This window comes from Gilliamella sp. App2-1, from assembly GCF_001690255.1.
GTDB classification, from domain to species: Bacteria; Pseudomonadota; Gammaproteobacteria; order Enterobacterales; family Orbaceae; genus Gilliamella; species Gilliamella apicola_G.
The window spans coordinates 20,041-39,871 of the sequence record NZ_LZGR01000019.1 but is presented as its reverse complement, the minus strand read 5'-3'; the positions used below and the strand labels follow the sequence as shown (position 1 = coordinate 39,871).

The 19,831-nt window shown below is 36.9% G+C and carries 20 protein-coding genes and 1 riboswitch; of the genes, 14 read left to right on the top strand and 6 right to left on the bottom strand.

Annotated features, from left to right (window positions below; genetic code table 11):
- Positions 1 to 304 precede the first annotated feature (304 nt).
- On the bottom strand, positions 305 to 1,099 hold the full coding sequence (bamD, locus tag A9G22_RS02415) for an outer membrane protein assembly factor BamD (protein WP_075508301.1): 795 nt from the start codon (positions 1,097 to 1,099) through the stop codon (positions 305 to 307).
- A gap of 92 nt (positions 1,100 to 1,191) precedes the next feature.
- Here bamD and rluD point away from each other — a divergent pair, with 92 nt between their 5' ends.
- The gene (gene rluD, locus A9G22_RS02410) at positions 1,192 to 2,166 is read left to right on the top strand and encodes a 23S rRNA pseudouridine(1911/1915/1917) synthase RluD (RefSeq protein WP_075508300.1); all 975 of its coding nucleotides are present in this window, start codon (positions 1,192 to 1,194) and stop codon (positions 2,164 to 2,166) included.
- Between the two features lie 8 nt (positions 2,167 to 2,174).
- Complete coding sequence (gene pgeF / locus A9G22_RS02405) at positions 2,175 to 2,942, top strand: peptidoglycan editing factor PgeF (protein WP_075508306.1); 768 nt, start codon at positions 2,175 to 2,177, stop codon at positions 2,940 to 2,942.
- Positions 2,943 to 3,285: 343 nt separating this feature from the next.
- On the opposite strand, the gene A9G22_RS02400 is transcribed toward pgeF, so the two are convergent.
- Entirely contained in the window at positions 3,286 to 3,900 is a 615-nt protein-coding gene (locus tag A9G22_RS02400; RefSeq protein WP_075508299.1) for a 7-carboxy-7-deazaguanine synthase QueE, read from the bottom strand.
- Positions 3,897 to 4,325, bottom strand: a complete 429-nt coding sequence (queD, locus tag A9G22_RS02395) for a 6-carboxytetrahydropterin synthase QueD (RefSeq protein ID WP_065586098.1) — start codon at positions 4,323 to 4,325, stop codon at positions 3,897 to 3,899. The genes A9G22_RS02400 and queD overlap by 4 nt, the downstream gene beginning before the upstream one ends.
- A 3-nt stretch (positions 4,326 to 4,328) precedes the next feature.
- Positions 4,329 to 4,374, bottom strand: a riboswitch (PreQ1 riboswitch).
- 286 nt (positions 4,375 to 4,660) lie between these two features.
- On the opposite strand from queD, the gene clpB reads away from it, so the two are divergent.
- The 4 genes from clpB (at position 4,661) to A9G22_RS02375 (ending at position 9,699) form a co-directional block, all read left to right on the top strand.
- Entirely contained in the window at positions 4,661 to 7,231 is a 2,571-nt protein-coding gene (gene clpB / locus A9G22_RS02390; RefSeq protein ID WP_075508298.1) for an ATP-dependent chaperone ClpB, read from the top strand.
- A gap of 263 nt (positions 7,232 to 7,494) precedes the next feature.
- Entirely contained in the window at positions 7,495 to 8,283 is a 789-nt protein-coding gene (locus tag A9G22_RS02385; protein ID WP_075508297.1) for a lysine/arginine/ornithine ABC transporter substrate-binding protein, read from the top strand.
- Positions 8,284 to 8,286: 3 nt separating this feature from the next.
- On the top strand, positions 8,287 to 8,970 hold the full coding sequence (locus tag A9G22_RS02380; RefSeq protein WP_075508296.1) for an ABC transporter permease: 684 nt from the start codon (positions 8,287 to 8,289) through the stop codon (positions 8,968 to 8,970).
- A gap of 6 nt (positions 8,971 to 8,976) precedes the next feature.
- Positions 8,977 to 9,699, top strand: a complete 723-nt coding sequence (locus A9G22_RS02375; RefSeq protein WP_075508295.1) for an ABC transporter permease — start codon at positions 8,977 to 8,979, stop codon at positions 9,697 to 9,699.
- Positions 9,700 to 9,826: 127 nt separating this feature from the next.
- Here A9G22_RS02375 and A9G22_RS02370 read toward each other — a convergent pair whose 3' ends face one another.
- Positions 9,827 to 10,207, bottom strand: a complete 381-nt coding sequence (locus tag A9G22_RS02370; protein ID WP_065586103.1) for a hypothetical protein — start codon at positions 10,205 to 10,207, stop codon at positions 9,827 to 9,829.
- A gap of 105 nt (positions 10,208 to 10,312) precedes the next feature.
- Positions 10,313 to 10,939, bottom strand: a complete 627-nt coding sequence (gene lexA / locus A9G22_RS02365; protein ID WP_065586104.1) for a transcriptional repressor LexA — start codon at positions 10,937 to 10,939, stop codon at positions 10,313 to 10,315.
- Between the two features lie 268 nt (positions 10,940 to 11,207).
- Between lexA and coaE the strand changes: the two genes are divergently transcribed.
- The 5 genes from coaE to ycaO all read left to right on the top strand — a co-directional run bounded on the left by coaE (position 11,208) and on the right by ycaO (position 16,190).
- Complete coding sequence (gene coaE / locus A9G22_RS02360; RefSeq protein ID WP_075508294.1) at positions 11,208 to 11,813, top strand: dephospho-CoA kinase; 606 nt, start codon at positions 11,208 to 11,210, stop codon at positions 11,811 to 11,813.
- 4 nt (positions 11,814 to 11,817) lie between these two features.
- Positions 11,818 to 12,555, top strand: coding sequence for a cell division protein ZapD (gene zapD / locus A9G22_RS02355; RefSeq protein WP_075508293.1), 738 nt, complete (start codon positions 11,818 to 11,820; stop codon positions 12,553 to 12,555).
- A 39-nt stretch (positions 12,556 to 12,594) separates the two neighbouring features.
- A complete protein-coding gene (gene yacG, locus A9G22_RS02350) occupies positions 12,595 to 12,813 on the top strand; it encodes a DNA gyrase inhibitor YacG (protein WP_075508292.1) in 219 nt (72 codons plus the stop codon).
- The gene (tsaD, locus tag A9G22_RS02345) at positions 12,813 to 13,838 is read left to right on the top strand and encodes a tRNA (adenosine(37)-N6)-threonylcarbamoyltransferase complex transferase subunit TsaD (RefSeq protein WP_065586108.1); all 1,026 of its coding nucleotides are present in this window, start codon (positions 12,813 to 12,815) and stop codon (positions 13,836 to 13,838) included. Before yacG ends, tsaD begins: the two co-directional genes overlap by 1 nt.
- A gap of 588 nt (positions 13,839 to 14,426) precedes the next feature.
- Complete coding sequence (gene ycaO / locus A9G22_RS02335; RefSeq protein ID WP_075508290.1) at positions 14,427 to 16,190, top strand: 30S ribosomal protein S12 methylthiotransferase accessory factor YcaO; 1,764 nt, start codon at positions 14,427 to 14,429, stop codon at positions 16,188 to 16,190.
- A 53-nt stretch (positions 16,191 to 16,243) separates the two neighbouring features.
- Here the strand turns inward: ycaO and A9G22_RS02330 are convergent, their stop codons facing one another.
- Positions 16,244 to 17,074, bottom strand: a complete 831-nt coding sequence (locus tag A9G22_RS02330) for a shikimate 5-dehydrogenase (protein ID WP_065586110.1) — start codon at positions 17,072 to 17,074, stop codon at positions 16,244 to 16,246.
- A 77-nt stretch (positions 17,075 to 17,151) separates the two neighbouring features.
- On the opposite strand from A9G22_RS02330, the gene A9G22_RS02325 reads away from it, so the two are divergent.
- The 3 genes from A9G22_RS02325 to mltG all read left to right on the top strand — a co-directional run bounded on the left by A9G22_RS02325 (position 17,152) and on the right by mltG (position 19,805).
- Positions 17,152 to 17,481 (top strand): nitrous oxide-stimulated promoter family protein, encoded by a 330-nt coding sequence (locus tag A9G22_RS02325; RefSeq protein ID WP_075508289.1) that lies wholly within the window; start codon positions 17,152 to 17,154, stop codon positions 17,479 to 17,481.
- A 209-nt stretch (positions 17,482 to 17,690) separates the two neighbouring features.
- Positions 17,691 to 18,776: an alanine racemase gene (alr, locus tag A9G22_RS02320; protein ID WP_075508288.1), complete on the top strand. Its 1,086-nt coding sequence runs from the start codon at positions 17,691 to 17,693 to the stop codon at positions 18,774 to 18,776.
- A 6-nt stretch (positions 18,777 to 18,782) separates the two neighbouring features.
- Positions 18,783 to 19,805 carry an endolytic transglycosylase MltG gene (mltG, locus tag A9G22_RS02315; protein ID WP_075508287.1) on the top strand — a complete coding sequence of 341 codons (1,023 nt, stop codon included), beginning with the start codon at positions 18,783 to 18,785 and terminating at the stop codon, positions 19,803 to 19,805.
- Positions 19,806 to 19,831 lie beyond the last annotated feature (26 nt).

The window sequence follows — 19,831 nt, the reverse complement described above, 5'->3', positions numbered from 1 at the left end:
TATTATTGCTAATAAAAATATGTTGCTAATTGTATTGGTTATTGACACGTTTTACAAACGATATATGAATCAAGATATTGATTTCTTGCTGTGGTAAATTTAAAGAATGACAATCAATTTAAAGAAGAATAAATTGTGAGTTATAAAGTATATTTTATTGCTGAGATTAAATAAATGACTAAACTATAATAGTTTAAGCAGAAAGGGCGACAATAAAACAAATTAATCGCTATTTAAGTTTAATTAAATAGCGATTAAAGCCGTACAAAATTATCCAAAGACAGGCTCTTAAATTTAGAACGGTTTAACCACCATTAAACACACTAGTAAAGCGTGATAATAACGAACGTTGCTCTTCTTTAGGCATATTTTCAAGATTTGCTTGAATCAGCTGATCGACTTTTTGAGTTTCATCGGCTAAGCCTAATTCATTATAAGCATTACGCATTAGAAGCAATGCTTCTTTAGTCGAATCGGTATCTGGGAACATAACTAGCATATTCGTTACGCGATTAATTACTGCTACATAAGCTCCACGTTTAGTATAAAACTGTGCAATTTTTAACTGATAGCGAGCCAACCTATTTTTCAAAAAAACAAGGCGTTTTTGTGCATCAGCTACATAGTGACTGGTTGGAAAGCTTGACACTAAATAAGTAAAATCTTTAAATGCTGCTGAGGCATAATCAGGATCTCGGTCTGAGCGATCAACATTAAACCAACCTTGGATCATATTATCATCTTGCGCCATATTTGAAATACCACGCATATAAATAACCCAATCAATATTTTGGTGAGTTGGGTTCAATTTTAAAAACCGATCAATTGACGCAATTGCTAATGGTAAATCGGCGGATTTATAGTAAGCATAAATCAAATCAAGTTGCACTTGCTGAGAATAAGGACCAAATGGATAATTCTTGTCCATAGCCTCTAATACAGCAATACTAGATTTAATATTACCTTTTTCAAGCTCTGTTTTTGCTTTGTTATAAAGTTCAATTTCAGGTACATTTTCAACATTGGGCTTGGAAGAAGTACAGCCAATTAGTAAGCCACTTAAAGCAATAGCTAACAAAGAGTGTAAAGGTAATTTCATTCAGTTTTCAATCCAAATTTAATTAAACATTAAAGGCCATGATTGGTATATAATACTCTAAAACAAAACAGCTTAAAATAGATAAATTACACATGCACAAGTTAAAATTATCAACCGAAATAGCACAAACTCAACTAGGCATGCGCTTAGATCAAGCATTATCAGCGCTTTTTCCTGATTACTCACGATCAAGAATAAAAGATTGGATAGTGAATAATAAAGTCACTGTCAACAACGCCATCATCAACAAGCCCAAAGAAAGAGTGCTTGGTGGCGAAAAAATAACTATCAATGCTGAAATTGAAGAAGAAACTTATCACCAACCCGAAGACATAAAACTTGATATTGTTTATGAAGATGACGATATTTTAGTGATCAACAAACCTCGTGATTTAGTTGTGCACCCAGGCGCAGGTAATCCAGATGGTACGGTATTAAATGCCTTATTACATTATTATCCTGATATAGCGCGCGTACCGCGTGCCGGTATAGTGCATCGGCTAGATAAAGACACCACAGGCTTGATGGTGGTAGCTAAAACCGTTAATGCACAAACGCACTTAGTTGAATCGCTTCAACAACGTGAAATCACGCGCGAATATGAAGCTGTTGTTATGGGCATTATTACTGCAGGGGGGATGGTTGATCAGCCTATCACGCGCCATCCAACCAAACGAACTCATATGGCAGTATTTCCAACTGGCAAACCAGCGGTCACGCATTATCGAGTAATGGAAAAGTACCGCCTGCATACCCGCTTGCGTTTACGCTTAGAAACAGGGCGAACTCATCAAATTCGCGTACATATGGCACATATTGCCCACCCATTAGTTGGCGATCCACTCTATGGTGGAAGGCCAAGGCCGCCTAAAGGGGCTAGCGAATCATTTATTCAAACCTTGCGCAACTTTGACCGCCAAGCATTACATGCAACAATGCTACGTTTATTCCATCCTATTACTGGAGATCAAATGGAATGGTATGTACCAATACCACAAGACATGCAAAAGTTAATTCAAGCTTTACAAGAAGATACTGAACAGTACAAAGATGAACTAGATTGGTGATAATTATGATTAAATCGATTTACCCATATTGGACAGCACCGAAAAACATCCACGCTTTTACCACAACACGAACAGGAGGCGTTAGTCTAGCGCCATTTGCAAGTTTAAATATGGGAAATCGAACCGGTGATAATTTAGAACATATTGTTGAAAACCGCCGACGAATTATTCAAACAGAACAAATACCAAGCGAACCCTATTGGTTAACTCAGATCCATAGCACCATAGCACTTGATATATCACAAATTGCCTTACAACCACCAATGGGCAATATCAATTCTCATCAATCGTTTGAAGCCGATGCTTCATATACAAATCAACCAAAACAAGTCAGCGTGGTACTAACCGCAGACTGCATGCCTGTATTATTTTGTACAACAAAAGGTGATGAAGTTGCCGCCGCCCATGCGGGTTGGCGAGGATTATGTAATGGTATATTAGAAGAGACAGTTAAAAAATTTTCAAGCCCGCCATCAAAAATTATTGCTTGGATGGGACCTGCTATCAGTGCCAAAAAATTCGAAGTGGGTATCGAAGTCAAACAACAATTTGAAAAAGTCGATCCAAAAGCACAAATCGCATTCCGCTTAATCGATTCAACTGAACAAAAATACTTAGCCAACCTGTATTTAATTGCCAAACAACGTTTACAAGCGATCGGAATAACACAAATTTTTGGTGGTGATTATTGTACTTTTACTGAACAAGATAAATTCTTTTCTTATCGGCGTGAAAACAAAACTGGCAGAATGGCAACGATGATTTGGTTTGATTGATTTTCTTATAAATCAATATAATATCTGATATTTTATAAAAATATACACTAATCTTTTATAATCGTCAAAAGTTAATATTGCCATTAATTCGGCTTTGGAAATTGAGCGAGATTAGCCCGCCAAACAAGAATGTTTAGCGGGGCTATGCTTTGTCAGAAAAATTGATAGATAATACGTCAAAGCTGAGTGAAAATTTTTCTGGAAAAATTTGAACATGTGAGCAAAACGAAGACGGCCTTGCAAAAGGGATTTACTATCCTCTTTGCTCGAATGTTGATGTCAAAGTTATTTTTTATCCAAAAGATAAAATGTCCGAAACCTAAAGCACCCTAAAACAAAAAATTTACTCAATGTCCGCAAATTTATGGCTTTGCACACTCAATAACCATTTATTATCGAGTCGGTTTTCGTTGATCTGTCCTAATAGTTTAATGGTATCAAACATATTAAACACCCCATCTTTTTCGCATGGTGAAAGGTAATAGTGTTTTGCTTGAATATGGGTTTCGATGTATTGGCAAAAAGGAATAAAATCAATGTGATTTTCGGCAACAATTCGCACCTCATTGGCGGTAGGTTGTGCTATTTTTCGGTAGTGTGACCGATAACAAAACTTAGGGCTTAGAGCAATATAATCAATAAGCGGATCAATGTTGCCAAGCCCATTACTTTCAATGGCAATAAAATAACCTGCATTTTTTAATGGTACAAGCAATTCAGGTAATGCTTTAACCATAGTAGGTTCGCCACCGGTAATAATGATATTTTTGCTTTTATATTCTCTAACTTTAGTCATTAAAGCATCTACCGTAAATCGGGTAAATTGGCGGAAATTAGTATCACACCAAGCACAATTTAAATTGCATCCAGCAAAACGGATAAAAACAGCAGGCATGCCAGTATTATAACCCTCGCCCTGTAAAGATTCGAAGATTTCAACGATACGAAATTCGATCATTTTTGGCTCCGGTGATATTCACAATATGAAGTTGGCGTTTCCCATAATTTGATCATCGAAACAGGCAAATATTGAGACAGACAATCAAATATAAATTTGCTCATTCCTTCGGCGGTTGTTCGGCATGGAAATGCGAAGATTTTTCGCTCCATTTCTTGCAGTAAAGTGGCAATACGGCACTCATTGGGGTTATTTTGGTTATAAAGGTAAGCATGATCCAGCGGATCGATAATATGCTGTTTGACAATTGTTTTTAGATCAGCATAATCCATGACCATATCTTGACTCGAACCATTATCGATAAGATCACCGCTAATTTCGACTAATAAGCGATAAGTATGACCGTGCAGATTATGGCACTTTTTATTGTGCCCATCTAACATATGACAAGCATCAAATTGAAACTCTTTGGCTATTTTGAACATTTTATATTCCTAGTTTTTTTACGTGGGATGGATTACGAACCACGGTTAGCAAACCTAACAAAATAAAGACGCTAATATAATAGATCAAAGCTGATTTGTCATCTTGCAAGTTTTATTTAAAACAACATTAAGTGGTAATTGCTTGAATTGTGGTAACCTTTATTTTTGACGCTAATTAAGCTTTAAACACTTGCTGATCTTGCTGTACAAATTTTATAAAAAATATTCTGAATTTGCTCTTGAAATTTAGCTTGCAACACACATTTAGATCACATGCAAATGGGTTGAATGTGTTTAGCATTGAATCCAAATCTATTACTCAGGAGATAAATACTATGAGGTTAGATAAATTAACAAACAAGTTTCAACAAGCTTTAGCTAGTGCGCAGTCTATTGCATTGGGTAAAGACAATCAATATATAGAGCCTGTGCATGTCCTATCAGCCATGCTTAATCAAGAAGGTAGCAGTATAACACCATTATTGACTACTGCTGGTGCAAATGTTGCTATTTTGCAACAAGAATTAACACAAGCCATTGATCGATTACCCCAAGTTCAAGGTGTTGGTGGGGATGTTATGCCATCCCAAGAGTTTATTCGCGTATTAAATCTATGCGACAAATTATCCCAAAAAAATGGCGATAGCTATATATCATCAGAACTTTTTATATTAGCCGCTTTAGAAGACAAAGGTAGCTTAAGTGATATTCTTAAAAGGTCAGGCGTCAATAAAGACAAATTTAGCCAAGCAGTCAATCAAATAAGAGGTAGCGATAACGTGAATGACCCTAATGCAGAAGATCAACGTGGTGCTCTTAAAAAATATACTATTGATTTAACTCAACGAGCAGAACAAGGTAAGCTTGATCCTGTTATTGGTCGTGATGAAGAAATTCGCCGAACAATTCAGGTATTACAGCGCCGTACTAAAAATAATCCGGTATTAATTGGTGAACCAGGTGTGGGTAAAACCGCCATTGTGGAAGGTTTGGCTCAACGTATTGTTAACCGCGAAGTGCCTGAAGGATTGCGGAATAAACGCGTTTTATCATTAGACATGGGTGCATTAATTGCGGGGGCTAAATATCGTGGTGAATTTGAAGAACGGTTAAAAGCCGTGCTTAAAGACTTAGCAAAAGAAGAAGGTCGCATTATATTGTTCATCGACGAAATCCATACCATGGTTGGTGCAGGTAAAAGTGATGGTGCAATGGATGCTGGTAATATGCTAAAACCTGCATTAGCGCGTGGAGAATTGCACTGCGTGGGCGCAACAACACTTGATGAATATCGTCAATATATCGAAAAAGATCCGGCGTTAGAACGTCGTTTCCAAAAAGTCTATGTTGCCGAGCCAACAGTTGAAGATACCATTGCCATTTTGCGTGGATTAAAAGAACGTTATGAACTGCATCATCATGTACAAATTACCGATCCAGCAATTGTGGCGGCGGCAACGCTATCGCATCGTTATATTTCTGATCGTATGTTGCCTGATAAAGCAATTGACTTAATTGACGAAGCCGCATCGAGTATTCGTATGCAAATGGATTCAAAACCGGAATCTTTAGATCGACTTGAAAGGCGCATAATTCAACTTAAACTTGAGCAACAAGCGCTTAAAAAAGAGTCTGACGATGCCAGTAAAAAACGTCTTGAGATGTTAAACGATGAACTTTCTGAAAAAGAAAAAGATTATGCATCACTTGAAGAAGAATGGAAATCAGAAAAGGCAGCCGTTTCGGGCACGCAAAGCATCAAAGCTGAACTGGAAAAAGCGCGGACTGAAATAGAGCAAGCACGTCGAGCCGGCGACTTGAGCAAAATGTCTGAATTACAATACGGCAAAATACCAGAGCTCGAAAAGAAACTTGCTTCAGCAACTCAGTTAGAAGGCAAGACAATGAAGTTATTGCGTAACAAAGTGACCGATAACGAAATTGCCGAAGTGTTATCTAAAGCGACAGGTATTCCTGTTTCTAGAATGCTTGAGAGCGAAAAAGACAAATTATTACATATGGAAGATGCTTTACATAAACGCGTCATTGGACAAAATGAAGCGGTATTAGCGGTTGCCAATGCGATTCGTCGTAGCCGGGCTGGACTTTCTGATCCAAACAAACCAATTGGGTCGTTCCTATTCTTAGGACCAACTGGTGTCGGTAAAACCGAGCTTTGCAAATCACTGGCTAACTTTATGTTTGATAGCGAGGATGCCATGGTGCGTATTGATATGTCAGAGTTTATGGAAAAACACTCCGTCGCTCGCTTAATTGGTGCACCTCCGGGTTATGTTGGTTATGAAGAAGGCGGGTACTTGACTGAAGCAGTTAGACGTCGACCTTATTCAGTCATTTTACTTGATGAAGTCGAAAAAGCGCATCCAGATGTCTTTAATATCTTACTGCAAGTTCTGGATGATGGACGCTTAACCGATGGCCAAGGTCGCACGGTTGATTTTCGTAATACCGTCATAATTATGACATCAAACTTAGGATCTGATCTAATTCAAGGTCAAGTTGAGCTCAGTTATGACGAAATGAAAGCGTTAGTGATGACAGTTGTTGCTAAACACTTTAGACCAGAATTTATCAATCGTATTGACGAAACAGTGGTATTCCATCCACTCGGTCAAGAAAATATCAAAGCGATTGCAAAAATTCAATTAGCGCACGTTGAAAAACGTTTAGATGAACGTGGTTACCAATTGGATATCTCGGATGCGGCGTTGGAACAACTTGCTAAAGTCGGCTTCGACCCAATTTATGGGGCAAGACCGCTGAAACGCGCGATCCAGCAAGAGATTGAAAACCCATTAGCACAACAAATATTGTCTGGCAAATTAGTTCCAGGAAAAACTATCCATTTGGATCTTGTTGGCGATAATATTGAAGCTAAACAGTAATTAACCATCAAATGATAAACCGACCTTTTAGGGTCGGTTTTTATAAAAATATAAATAATTAACTTGAAAGCTTTTTGTAAAAGCCCAATTAAGCTAGTTTTTGTTATTTATAAAAAATAACAGCCCCCTAACCATTTTGTCGCACGTGTTTATCATTAAGTAAATTTAATTTTTTGCCCAACGATAATAACTTTTTTTTATTATAAAATTATGTCAGAACACGTTATATTATGCTCTTAGATAAAAACTGGGAAAAATGAATCATGAAGCAGTTATTAAAAACGTTAGCCATTTTGAGTTGTTTAGGTTTACCAGTATCAAGTTATGCAACGTTGCCAGAATCGATTAAAATTGGGACGGATACGTCTTATGCACCTTTTGATTTTATTGATGCTAATGGTGATATCACCGGTTTTAATATCGAAATCACTAAAGCCCTGTGTGAAAAAGTCAACATTAAATGCACTTTTCAATCGACTGATTTCGATGCGCTGATCCCTTCATTATTATCAAGAAAGATCGATATGATTTCGTCATCGCTTATGATGACTGAAAAACGTAAAAAGCAGATTGCTTTTTCTGACGAGATTTTTATAACTTATTCGCGTTTGATAGTTAAAGAAGGTACTCATTTAATGCCTAATGCTGAATCGTTAAAAGGTAAGCGCGTTGGGGTTGAGCAAGGTACTTCACAAGAACATTTTGCCAACGTAATGTGGCGACCTAATGGGGTGATGATTGTGCCTTACCAAAATCAGTTGCAAGTATTTTCGGATTTAGTGGCAGGTCGTTTAGATGCGGCATTACAAGACGAAGTTACTGGCAGTTATGCCTTTTTAAAACAACCACAAGGTAAAGGTTTTGTTTTTGCTGGCGATGGATTGAAAGATGCTGACTATTTTGATGTCGGCGCAGGACTTGGTTTTCGTAACAATGATAACGAATTGCGCGAAGCCTTTAATCAGGCTTTAAAAGACATTTTAGCAGATGGCACTTACCAAAAAATTAATAATAAGTACTTTGATTTTAATGTGTATGGTAATAAAAAATAAACTATGCAGGGTTATATTGCGTTAATTTGCCAAGGCGCCTGGCTAACCATTATTTTAGCACTAGCATCGCTGCTGTTAGCTATGCTACTTGGCATTGTTTGTGCACTGGGCAAGCTGACTGATTCTAAAGTGTGTAATGTGATTTGTCAGGCTTATACATCGTTAATTCGAGGCGTGCCTGATTTAGTCCTAATGATGCTGATATTTTTTGGTTTACAATTTTTGGTTAATAATATTACCGATTATCTTAACGCCCCTTTTATTGAAGTTGATCCGTTAATGGCTGGTATTTTTACATTAGGCTTTATTTATGGCGCATATTTTACCGAAACCTTCCGAGGTGCTTATCTTGCGGTGCCTAAAAATACGTTAGCGGCAGCAAAAGCACTTGGGTTGAGTAAAGTACAAGTTTTTCGATATGTGATGTTTCCTTTGATGATGCGCTTGGCCTTGCCGGGGATTGCGAATAATTGGTTAGTAGTGTTAAAGGCGACAGCATTGGTGTCGCTACTGGGATTATCGGATTTAGTCAAAGCTACTAAAAACGCAGGCGAAGCGTTGTATCAACCTTTGTTATTTGCTTTGATTGCAGGGGCATTTTATCTATTTTTTACGTCAATATCGAATATCATTTTATGGTGGCTGGAACGTCGTTATTCCATTGGCACAATCAAAACTAAATTGTAAGAATTCATGTTAGAAATTATTCAACAATATTGGCAGGCACTATTATGGACTGATGGTTATAATATCACCGGTCTTGCCATGACGCTGTGGATTTTAATTTTATCGGTTTTAATGGGGGGAATTTTGTCACTAGGGTTAGCGGTAGGGCGAAATTCGCAAAATAAACTGATTAAATTGCCCATTTGGCTGTTTACTTATGTTTTCCGTGGCACACCTTTATATGTGCAGTTACTAATTATTTATACTGGCATTTATACTTTGAGTATGGTTAAAAATCATGCTTGGCTAAATGATTTTTTTCAAAGTGGAATAAATTGTACGGTGTTAGCCTTTATCCTAAATACCTGCGCCTATACCACCGAAGTTTTTGCAGGCGCTATTCGCAATGTGCCTAGTGGTGAAGTGCAAGCCGCAACCGCGCTTGGGTTTAACCGCATTCAGCAATATCGTTATATTATTTTGCCAAGAGCGTTTCGTATTGCTCTACCGGCTTATAGTAATGAGGTGATTTTTATGTTGCATTCAACGGCGCTGGCCTTTACGGTCACCGTGCCGGATGTGATGAAAATTGCGCGCGATATTTATGCCGAAACATATCAACCCTTTCAAGCTTTTGGCATTGCAGCGGTAATTTATCTTTGTGTGAGTTTTACGTTAATTTTTGGTTTTAAAAGGTTAGAAAAGCGTTGTTTGGCTTTTCAGCAGGTTAACGGGCAAAGCAACTTATAATGTTATTTAAATTATAGATTCATTCATCCATGCATTTATATTTTATCAATCAATTGATTGATTGAAATAAAAAACCGGCAATGATAACACTACCGATTTTTTGTTATTCTATTGATTTGTTATTAAGTTAATTAATAGGATAAAAATCGTTTGTAGTTTCAGAGGCGCTATCATGATCATGACTACTTGAGTCTGGTAAAGCTCTAGAACGTTCGATAGGAACATAACTACCATTCGGCGTTTCAACTTGACACTCGCCTAAAAAGATAGAGTATTTGGTATTTGCATGCATGCTTTGACCTCTAAAATAGCAGTGAGTAGCATTGTATAAATCAACTCGGCAAAGCAATGCAATGGCTAAGCAAACAATGAGTACAGCTAAAGCTACCCATTTTAATTGTTTCCAAATTAAGGACCAAAATCCGATCCCTCTGAAACGGCAATATCCAAAGACGAGCAATATAACCGCAATAAACCCTAAAAATTCGTATAACCAAAATAGCCACATAATAATCTCCTACGCTTTAGTTAGTTGCTATTTTATACTAACTGTTATTTTATACTAACTGTGCCTGTACATCTATATGCTTGTAACTATGTATATGGTATATGCTTACATCCAAGAACCGTTACGGATAATACCAACAGCTAGCCCTTCAATAGCAAAATTTTGTTGTTCTAAGTCAATTTCGATCGGCGAAAAGTCTTCATTTTCGGCAAGTAGATGAACATTCTTGCCTTTGCGTGATAGGCGTTTAACAGTAACTTCGTCGTCAATGCGGGCAACGACAACTTGACCATTTTTAACATCTTGGGTTTTATGTACGGCTAATAAATCGCCGTCTAATATGCCAACGTTTTTCATTGACATACCATGTACTCGTAATAAAAAGTCGGCGTGGGGTTTAAACAGTGAAGGATCAACTTGGTAATGACTTTCGATATGTTCTTGCGCTAATATTGGCGATCCAGCTGCAACTTGACCAATAAGGGGTAAGCCTTCAAGCTCGCTCTGCTCAACAGAGCTTTCAAGCAAAAGACGAATCCCGCGCGATGAGCCGGCAATCATTTCTATTGCCCCTTTTTTAGCAAGCGCTTTAAGATGCTCTTCGGCCGCGTTGGCGGATCGAAACCCTAATTTTTGAGCTATTTCAGCACGTGTGGGGGGCATGCCGGTAGTTTGTATGTTGTCTTTGATCAAATTATAAATCTGTTGTTGGCGTTCAGTTAACGGTTTCATTTCTATTTCCTGTTTTTATATACAGATACATGTAATTATATACAGCCAATGATATAAAACAACTGTTTTATTTAATTTATTTTAGATTAGGAGATGAATTTTTTGAATTGTAGGTAGTATAAGCTAAATTTAGAGAATGATTTCGTCAATTTTATTAGCTATTTAAAGTGATATTAATGATTTAGGTGATGCCTTTATTTTGCATTATTTAATCCCCCTACTTGTATGCTATAATGTCTTAACTTTTTGCTGGATTGGAATTTGCCTTATGTCTTATGTTGTTGCACTTAGTGGTGGGGTTGCCAGTGGTAAAAGCACCATCGCAGATTTGTTCTCCAAATTAGGAGTGCCCATTATTGATGCAGACATGATTGCAAGGCAAGTTGTTCAAGTTGGTACTGAAGCCTTTAACCAAATTGTTATGCACTTTAGCCAAGAAATATTGCTGGCTAATGGCGAACTTGATCGCAGTCAGTTGCGAGAGATCATTTTTAATAATGATCATGAACGGCTTTGGCTTAATCACTTGCTACACCCCCTTATTCAACAAGAAACCCAAAAACAAATTGCTATGCAAAGCACAACCTATGTGATCTGGGTTGTTCCATTATTGGTTGAAAATAATTTGCATACTTTGGCTGATCGCGTGCTGATAATCGATGCGCCTGTGCCGTTACAAATGGCGCGGTTAGTAAAAAGAGATAACATTAGTGAAACATTAGCAAAAAAGATGATTATGTCGCAAGTGTCTTTAAAAAAACGCTTATCTTATGCTGATGATATTATTGTTAATGATGGTAATTTGGCTTTACTCACTGCACAAGTTAATCTACTGCATCGAAAATATTTAGATAACTTTAATAGTAAGATTTAGATAGATGAATAACATTATTTTTGAACATCCATTGAATGAAAAAATGCGCACTTGGCTTCGTGTTGAATTTTTATTAAATCAATTAAATACGTATTGTCACTTTGATCAAAATAATGCGTTGGTTTTTTTTCACGCACTGTCCGAGCTGTTAGAAATTATTGAACGTAACGATGTTAAAGGTGATTTGATTAAAGAGTTTGAATTGCAAAAACAAAAGTTAATCTTGTGGCTAAATTTTGATGGTGTGGATCATGATTTACTTAATGATTTGATTCGCCAATTTGATGAATTTGTGACTCAATTTAATGCAATTGCGCGCATAGGGCAGCCATTAAAAGATGATCGTCTTATTTCTGCTATTCGTCAACGTTTAATGATCCCTGGTGGGTGTTGCAGCTTTGATTTACCTTCGTTCCATTTATGGCTAAAAATTTCGCAAGAAAAGCGTGATACTCAAGTCAAAGCTTGGTTACAACACTTGTCAATTCTTGATAAATCCCTAACATGTTATATGCAATTAATTAGACAAATGGGCGAATTTAAGCCTTTTATTTGTACTAATAACTTTTTTCAAGAAACCAATGGCGAAGTTAATTTGATTCGTATTCGGGTTTCGTTAGATAAAAATGTCTATCCTCAAGTATCAGGTTATATGTCACGCTATAGCATTCGATTTTTACCACTTGATGCTTGCGATAACGTTAATATTGATGACATTGAATTTGAATTAGCTTGCTGTTAATGCCGTTAAATACCAATTATTGAAAAAGAAAGAGTTGAAATGAATAAAAACACAGCCACCTTTGTCAATTGCCCAACTTGTCAAAAAAAAGTTGAATGGAGTAAAGAGAGCCCTTATCGTCCATTTTGTAGCAAACGTTGCCAACTTATTGATTTAGGCGATTGGGCAACCGAAGAACATCGCATTGCCGATAAAGACATCACCGAACAAGATCTTTGGAGCGAAGAAGATCTTACCGATTTCGCAGGTAAACATTAATGAAGATTCTAGGTATTGAAACCTCGTGCGACGAAACAGGTATTGCCATTTATGATGATATCAATGGTTTGCTTGCAAACCAGCTTTATTCGCAAATTAAGTTACATGCTGATTATGGTGGTGTAGTGCCTGAGCTCGCATCTCGTGATCATATTCGTAAAACTGTACCCTTAATTCAAGCAGCATTAAAAGAAGCAAATTTGCTGCCAGCGGATATTGATGGTGTGGCTTATACAGCAGGTCCAGGCTTAATTGGTGCTTTAATGGTTGGTGCATCGATTGGGCGTTCGCTGGCTTATGCTTGGGACGTACCCGCAGTTGCAGTTCATCATATGGAAGGGCATTTGCTAGCCCCCATGCTTGAAGATAATCCGCCCGAATTTCCCTTTGTGGCATTATTAGTTTCGGGTGGGCATACACAGCTTATTAGCGTAACGGGTATTGGTCAATATCAACTTATTGGTGAATCCATTGATGATGCCGCTGGTGAGGCATTTGATAAAACCGCTAAATTACTTGGTTTGGATTATCCTGGTGGTGCAAAATTGTCAAAATTAGCTGAGCAGGGTAATGGGAATCGGTTCCATTTTCCTCGTCCAATGACCGATCGTCCTGGGCTGGATTTTAGTTTTTCAGGTCTTAAAACAGCGGCTGCCAATATAATCCACCAATATAGTGACAATCATATTATTGATGCGCAAACTCAAGCCGATATTGCTAGAGCCTTTGAAGATGCTTTGGTTGATACGTTAGTGATTAAATCGAGGAGAGCTCTTGATCAAACTGGATTTAAAAATTTAGTGATAGCAGGTGGGGTAAGTGCTAACCGAACTCTGCGTAATAGATTAACTGAACTGATGCATCAGCGAAAAGGACAGGCTTATTATCCAAGACTTGAATTTTGTACCGATAATGGCGCTATGATAGCTTATGCTGGTATGATTCATCTAAAAGCGGGAAAACACTCAGATTTGGCGATTAATGTTAGACCAAGATGGCCACTCAGCGAGCTTAATGTCGGTTAAACGATTATTTTGATTTAAAGAAATAATAATCAAAACAAAAGCAAAAAATAAAAAAGCGAGAATTAGTTCCCCCTTTTTTATTTTTTAGAGTAACGATCAAATCAATGCTAATAATTAATAATCTTGCTCTAGAAAGTGATACTTGGTTTTCAAAATTTGATTTTTCGTTAGCTAATTTTTGGATATTGTGATTAATATTAAATAACAAACAAATTAATAGAAAACCAATACGAGTCAAAATAAAACCTACAACAACGGGAATAGGCAGCTAAGCCGGAGTGAAAATATAAGTAAATGTATCAGAACTACCTAGAATAATGGTGAAGGAGCCAATTCCAATAAAAACCAATGCACCTTAATAGACGATAGTGATAATAGTGATAAATGCAAGTGTTATCCTTTTACTAAGGAAGAAAAAGTCTTTGAATGCAAGATCATTAAAATTAATTTTTGTTCATTTTATTCCTTATGTAAAGAGGGATAATTTTATTACTTCTATTTTTTTATATTTGCGTATAAAGTGATAAATTCTTGAAAGCGGTAAAGCGCAATGTTCTAACATAAAATTATTTTGAGATTATTTTAACTATGAAAACTTATATTCCAGGCAAAGATGCTGCTCTTGAAGATTCAATCAATTATTTTCAGCAACAATTAGCAAAATATGATTTAGAAGTCAAAGAAGCTTCTTGGCTCAACCCTGTGCCCAATGTGTGGTCAGTACATATTCAAAACACACAGTGTCCACTCTGTTTTGCGAATGGTAAAGGCGCAAGCAAAAAAGCGGCATTGGCATCGGCCTTGGGAGAATATTTTGAACGATTATCAACCAATTACTTTTTTTCAGATTTTTATTTAGGTAAAAAGGCTGCAAATGCTGATTTTGTGCATTATCCGACCGAAAAATGGTTTTCTATACCTGAAGATAACTCCCTCCCTAAAGGAGTATTATCCGAAAAACTCCTTAAGTTTTACGATCCCGATCGTGAGTTATGCGCAACGGATTTAATTGATTTACAATCAAGTAATGGTGAGCGGGGTATCTGTGCGTTACCATTTGAGCAACAGTCTGACAAACAGACGATTTATGTGCCGGTTAATTTAATCGCTAATTTATATGCCTCTAATGGTATGTCAGCCGGTAATACGCGTAATGAAGCGCGAGTACAAGGGTTATCTGAAATTTTTGAACGTTACACTAAAAATAAAATTATAGCTGAGGCCATTAGCTTACCGAGTATTCCTACCGAGGTTATTCATCGATATCCAGCTATTTTAGCGGCTATTGATGCGCTTGAAAGCGAAGGCTTTCCACTTTACTGTTTTGATGCCTCATTAGGTGGTGAGTTTCCGGTTATTTGTGTGGTGTTGTTTAATCCGCAAAATGGAACATGTTATGCCTCGTTTGGTGCACATCCAAATTTTGGTGTTGCGCTAGAGCGAACCGTGACTGAACTATTGCAAGGTCGCAGTTTAAAAGATCTTGATGTGTTTTCACCGCCAACTTTTGATAATGATGATATTGCTGATCTTAGCAATTTAGAAACGCACTTTATTGATTCAAGCGGTTTGATTTCATGGGATCTATTTAATGAGCAAGCCGATTATGAATTTGTCGATTGGGACTTTTCAGGTACAACCGAGCAAGAATTTGCTAATTTAATGGCTATTTTTACCCGTCACAAAACAGAAGTGTTAATTATGGACTATGAACATCTTGGTGTTTATGCATGCCGAATTTTGGCTGTTGGCATGTCTGAAATTTATCCCCCTGAAGATCTTTTAATTGCCAATAGCAATATGGCGATTGGCCTGCGTGATCTTATTTTGTCGTTACCTTATCAAAAACATTCTGCCAAACAGTACTTAGCCATTATTGAACAGCTTGATGATGAAGGCCTTGATGATTATGCACGCGTTCGTGAACTACTTGGTATTGCAACTGGTAACGATAATGCTTGGTTAACACTGCGCGTTGGTGAATTAAAAGCGATGTTGGCATTGGCAGGTAAAGATTTAGTGCAAGCACAACAATGGATTGATTGGACGGTTGAAATGAATGAGTCTATATTTACCCCAGCACGTAATCACGCTTATCGTTGCTTGCAAACGTTGGTTAATTTTATTTTGCAACGTGACAAAAAACAGTTTAACAACTATCAAACAGCATTTAATAAAATGTACGGTCAAGCTTGTGTTGACGATATGTGGCAATATGCTAATGGCGAAAAAACATTTTTTGGCTTGGCAGATTTTACTTCAGCCGATAAAACGACTAATGATAATTTAGAGCAATTTGCTATGCATCAAAAATTATTAGCTGTGTATAACAAATTACATCAGGTGATGTGATAATCTATTTGTTTAAATTCCACCGATATACTTGGTGGAATGAATAACACTATTTAGCCTTGCCTTGCAAATTCACCGGCTTGTTTCACCAATTCTGTGCTGGGTGTTACGCCAGTATATAACACAAATTGTTCAAGCGCTTGAATCACCGCAACATCGGCTCCTGAAATAATCTTTTTGTTTAGCTTTTGGGCATATTTTATCATTGGTGTTTCAACAGGCAATGCAACCACATCAAACACAATATCGGCATTTTCTATCATGGCTGAGGGAAATGCGAGATTTTCTGCTTCAATGCCTCCATGCATACCAATTGGGGTCACATTAATAATTAGTTTGGCTTGTTGTGGCAATATGTCTTGTTCATCTTTAACCCATTTATAACCGTAGCGTTTAGCTAACGCTTCGCCTTTTGCTTGATTACGCGCGGCAATCATGCCATTTTTAAATCCTGCATCATAAAAAGCACCAATCACCGCATTAGCCATACCTCCGCTGCCTTTTAACACAAATGGCACTGTATTATCGATTTTATTTTCTGTAATGAGTTTGGCAACAGCAATATAATCAGTGTTATAGGCTTTTAAATGATGGTTGGTGTTAACAATGGTATTGACTGATTGAATAGATTTTACCGAATCATCCAATTCATCAATAAACTCAATGCAAGCTTCTTTATAAGGCATTGAAATGGCGCAACCTCGAATCGCTAAGGCTTTAATGCCATAAATTGCATCTTTCAAATTATTAGTAGTAAAAGCTTTATATAAGTAATTAAGATCGAGTTTTTCATACAAATAATTATGAAAACGAGTACCAAAATTGCTTGGTCTTGCTGAAAGGGACATGCAAACAGTTGTGTCTTTATTGATAATTCTTGCCATTACAATAAATCCTTGTAATTATAGTTTGATGATTTTAATTTATTTCTTTCTTCATTAACATTAACGTGTATGTCATTATGGTTGTAAACAATACTGGTTCTAAAATACAGCAAGAAAAATCGACAGTCAATGCGATGATTCTTTTATATTGCCATCAAAAGCATCACACCTCACGCCACCAGTTATGTAATGAATGCAATGAGCTATTGCAATATGCTATGCAACGTTTAACTATGTGTCGTTTTGGAGAGGCCAAAACAACGTGTGAACGTTGTCCTAAACATTGTTATCACAAAAATGATAAACAAAAAATTAAACAAGTTATGCGTTATGCTGGCCCTAGAATGATAATTTCCCACCCCATTATGGCCTTTAGACATTTTTATAAGAATTTGGTGAACAAATAGCTTATTGTTAATAATTATTATGTGGCAAAACACAAAATGTATGGTCAATTATCATAAAGTTGATATTACAATTTAATCAATTTATTTAATTAACAATACTCATGCTTAAAATTGCATGAAATTTCAACCGATTTGTGCACTAAGAAAAATTTGTTATTATTGAAAACAAACTTTACAATAATCATTTGATAAGAGTTTGGATCCAAGAAATGTCTATCGCAGTTGTTGAAGTCAATCGTCAAGCAGTTATTCATAATTTTGAATACCTCAAAAAAATAGCCCCTGATAGTCAGCTAGTTGCAATTATTAAAGCCAATGCTTATTCACATGGTATCGAGGGCATAGCGCAGTTGTTAAGCGATAAAGTAGATTATTTTGGTGTATCGCGACTATCTGAGGCAATACAAGTACGGAATAAGGGTATTAATACCCCTATTATGGCTTTGGAAGGATTTTTTCCGCATGAAGATATAGCTGATTTGATTGATTTTAATATTCAGCCTGTTATTCATAGCAAATGGCAAATTGATGTATTGCAATCATCTCCCCTTGAAGATCAAATTACTACATGGTTTAAGCTTGATACCGGTATGCATCGGTTAGGCTTTTGTCTTGATGAAGCCAAGGATGAGTTTTATCGCTTAGCCAGTTGCTTTGTGGTTCGAAAGCCAATTAATATTATGAGTCATTTTAGTTCGGCTGATGATCTCACTTCTGATCAAACATTAAAGCAACTTAAACTGTTTGATCAGTTTATTGCGTCAATTGATGACAAATCACTTATTGGCAAATGTTCGATTGCCGCATCGGGTGGCACATTGGCCTGGTCCAATACTCAGCGCGATGTTGTGCGTCAGGGGATTGCTTTATATGGCATTTCGCCTTTTGATTCACCAATTGCTGAGCTACAGCCAGCCATGACATTTAAATCCGAATTAATCGCAGTGCGAAAGCATAAACAAGGCGAATCGGTGGGTTATGGTCAGACTTGGTGTAGTTTGCAAGAGACTAAACTAGGTGTCGTTGCGATGGGCTATGGTGACGGCTATCCACGCAACATCCCGCAAAATACCCCCGTTTTGATTAATGGCCGTAAAGTACCGATTGTTGGTCGAGTTTCAATGGATATGATTGTGGTTGATTTGGGCATCAACAGCCTTGATAAACCTGGTGACGAAGTCATATTTTGGGGACCAGGACTTCCCGTTGAAGAAATCGCTAAGCACTCTGGTATTAGTGCTTACGAATTAATCACGCGCTTAACTTCACGCGCAAAAATCCACTATAGCAGATAATAAGTTATGATTAAAAAAATTTTTTTATATACTTTACTTACCCTGATATTCATTGTGGGTGGTTCGATCAGTATTGGTTATTATTTTTTACAACAGTTTTCTAAACAGCCAATGCAAGTCACTTCCGAAAACCAGATGTTTGTTTTGAAAAAAGGGACATCCATGCATCAGCTAGTTGCGCAAATTAAAGAAAGTCAATTAATGCAAAGTGCTTATTTACTGCCTTATTTGTGTAAACTAAATCCATCTTTAAGTTCAATTAAAGCAGGAACTTATCAGTTACATCCGCATATGACAGTTGAAGAGTTTTTGCAATTGTTGGTGTCAGGTAAAGAGAGTAATTTTTCGATCCAATTTGTTGAAGGTAAACGCGCTAAGGATTGGTTGAAAATTATTCAAAACACACCTTATATTCAGCAAACTTTAGTTGGTCAAACAGACGAAGAAATTGCTAAGTTATTAGGCATTGAAGGTTCGCTTGAAGGTTGGTTGTCGCCTAATACCTACCTTTATACTGCGGACACGTTAGATATTAGTATTTTAAAACGTGCGCATATGACAATGAAAAGTAACCTGCAAAAAATTTGGGATAATCGCGATAGTAATCTTCCCTACCAATCACCTTATGAATTATTGATTATTGCATCAATCATTGAAAAAGAAACTGGTGTCGGTTCTGAGCGAGCGAATGTCGCTTCAGTATTTGTTAATCGTTTAAAAGCCAAAATGAAGTTACAAACAGATCCAACAATTATTTATGGTTTAGGTGATAACTATAAAGGTATGATTAGGCGTGTTGATTTAACCGACACTCAAAATCCTTATAATACCTATGTTATTGAAGGATTACCACCAACACCAATTGCAATGCCAAGCCTTGCTTCATTAGAGGCAGCTGCGCATCCGGCTAAAACTAATTATCTGTTTTTTGTTGCGAATGGAACAGGTGGACATACCTTTTCAACCACTTATAGCAACCATCAACAAGCGGTGAATGAGTATCGACAGTTATCGAAAGGTGGAAATTAGCTTTAAAAAATTCAATAAAATCAATG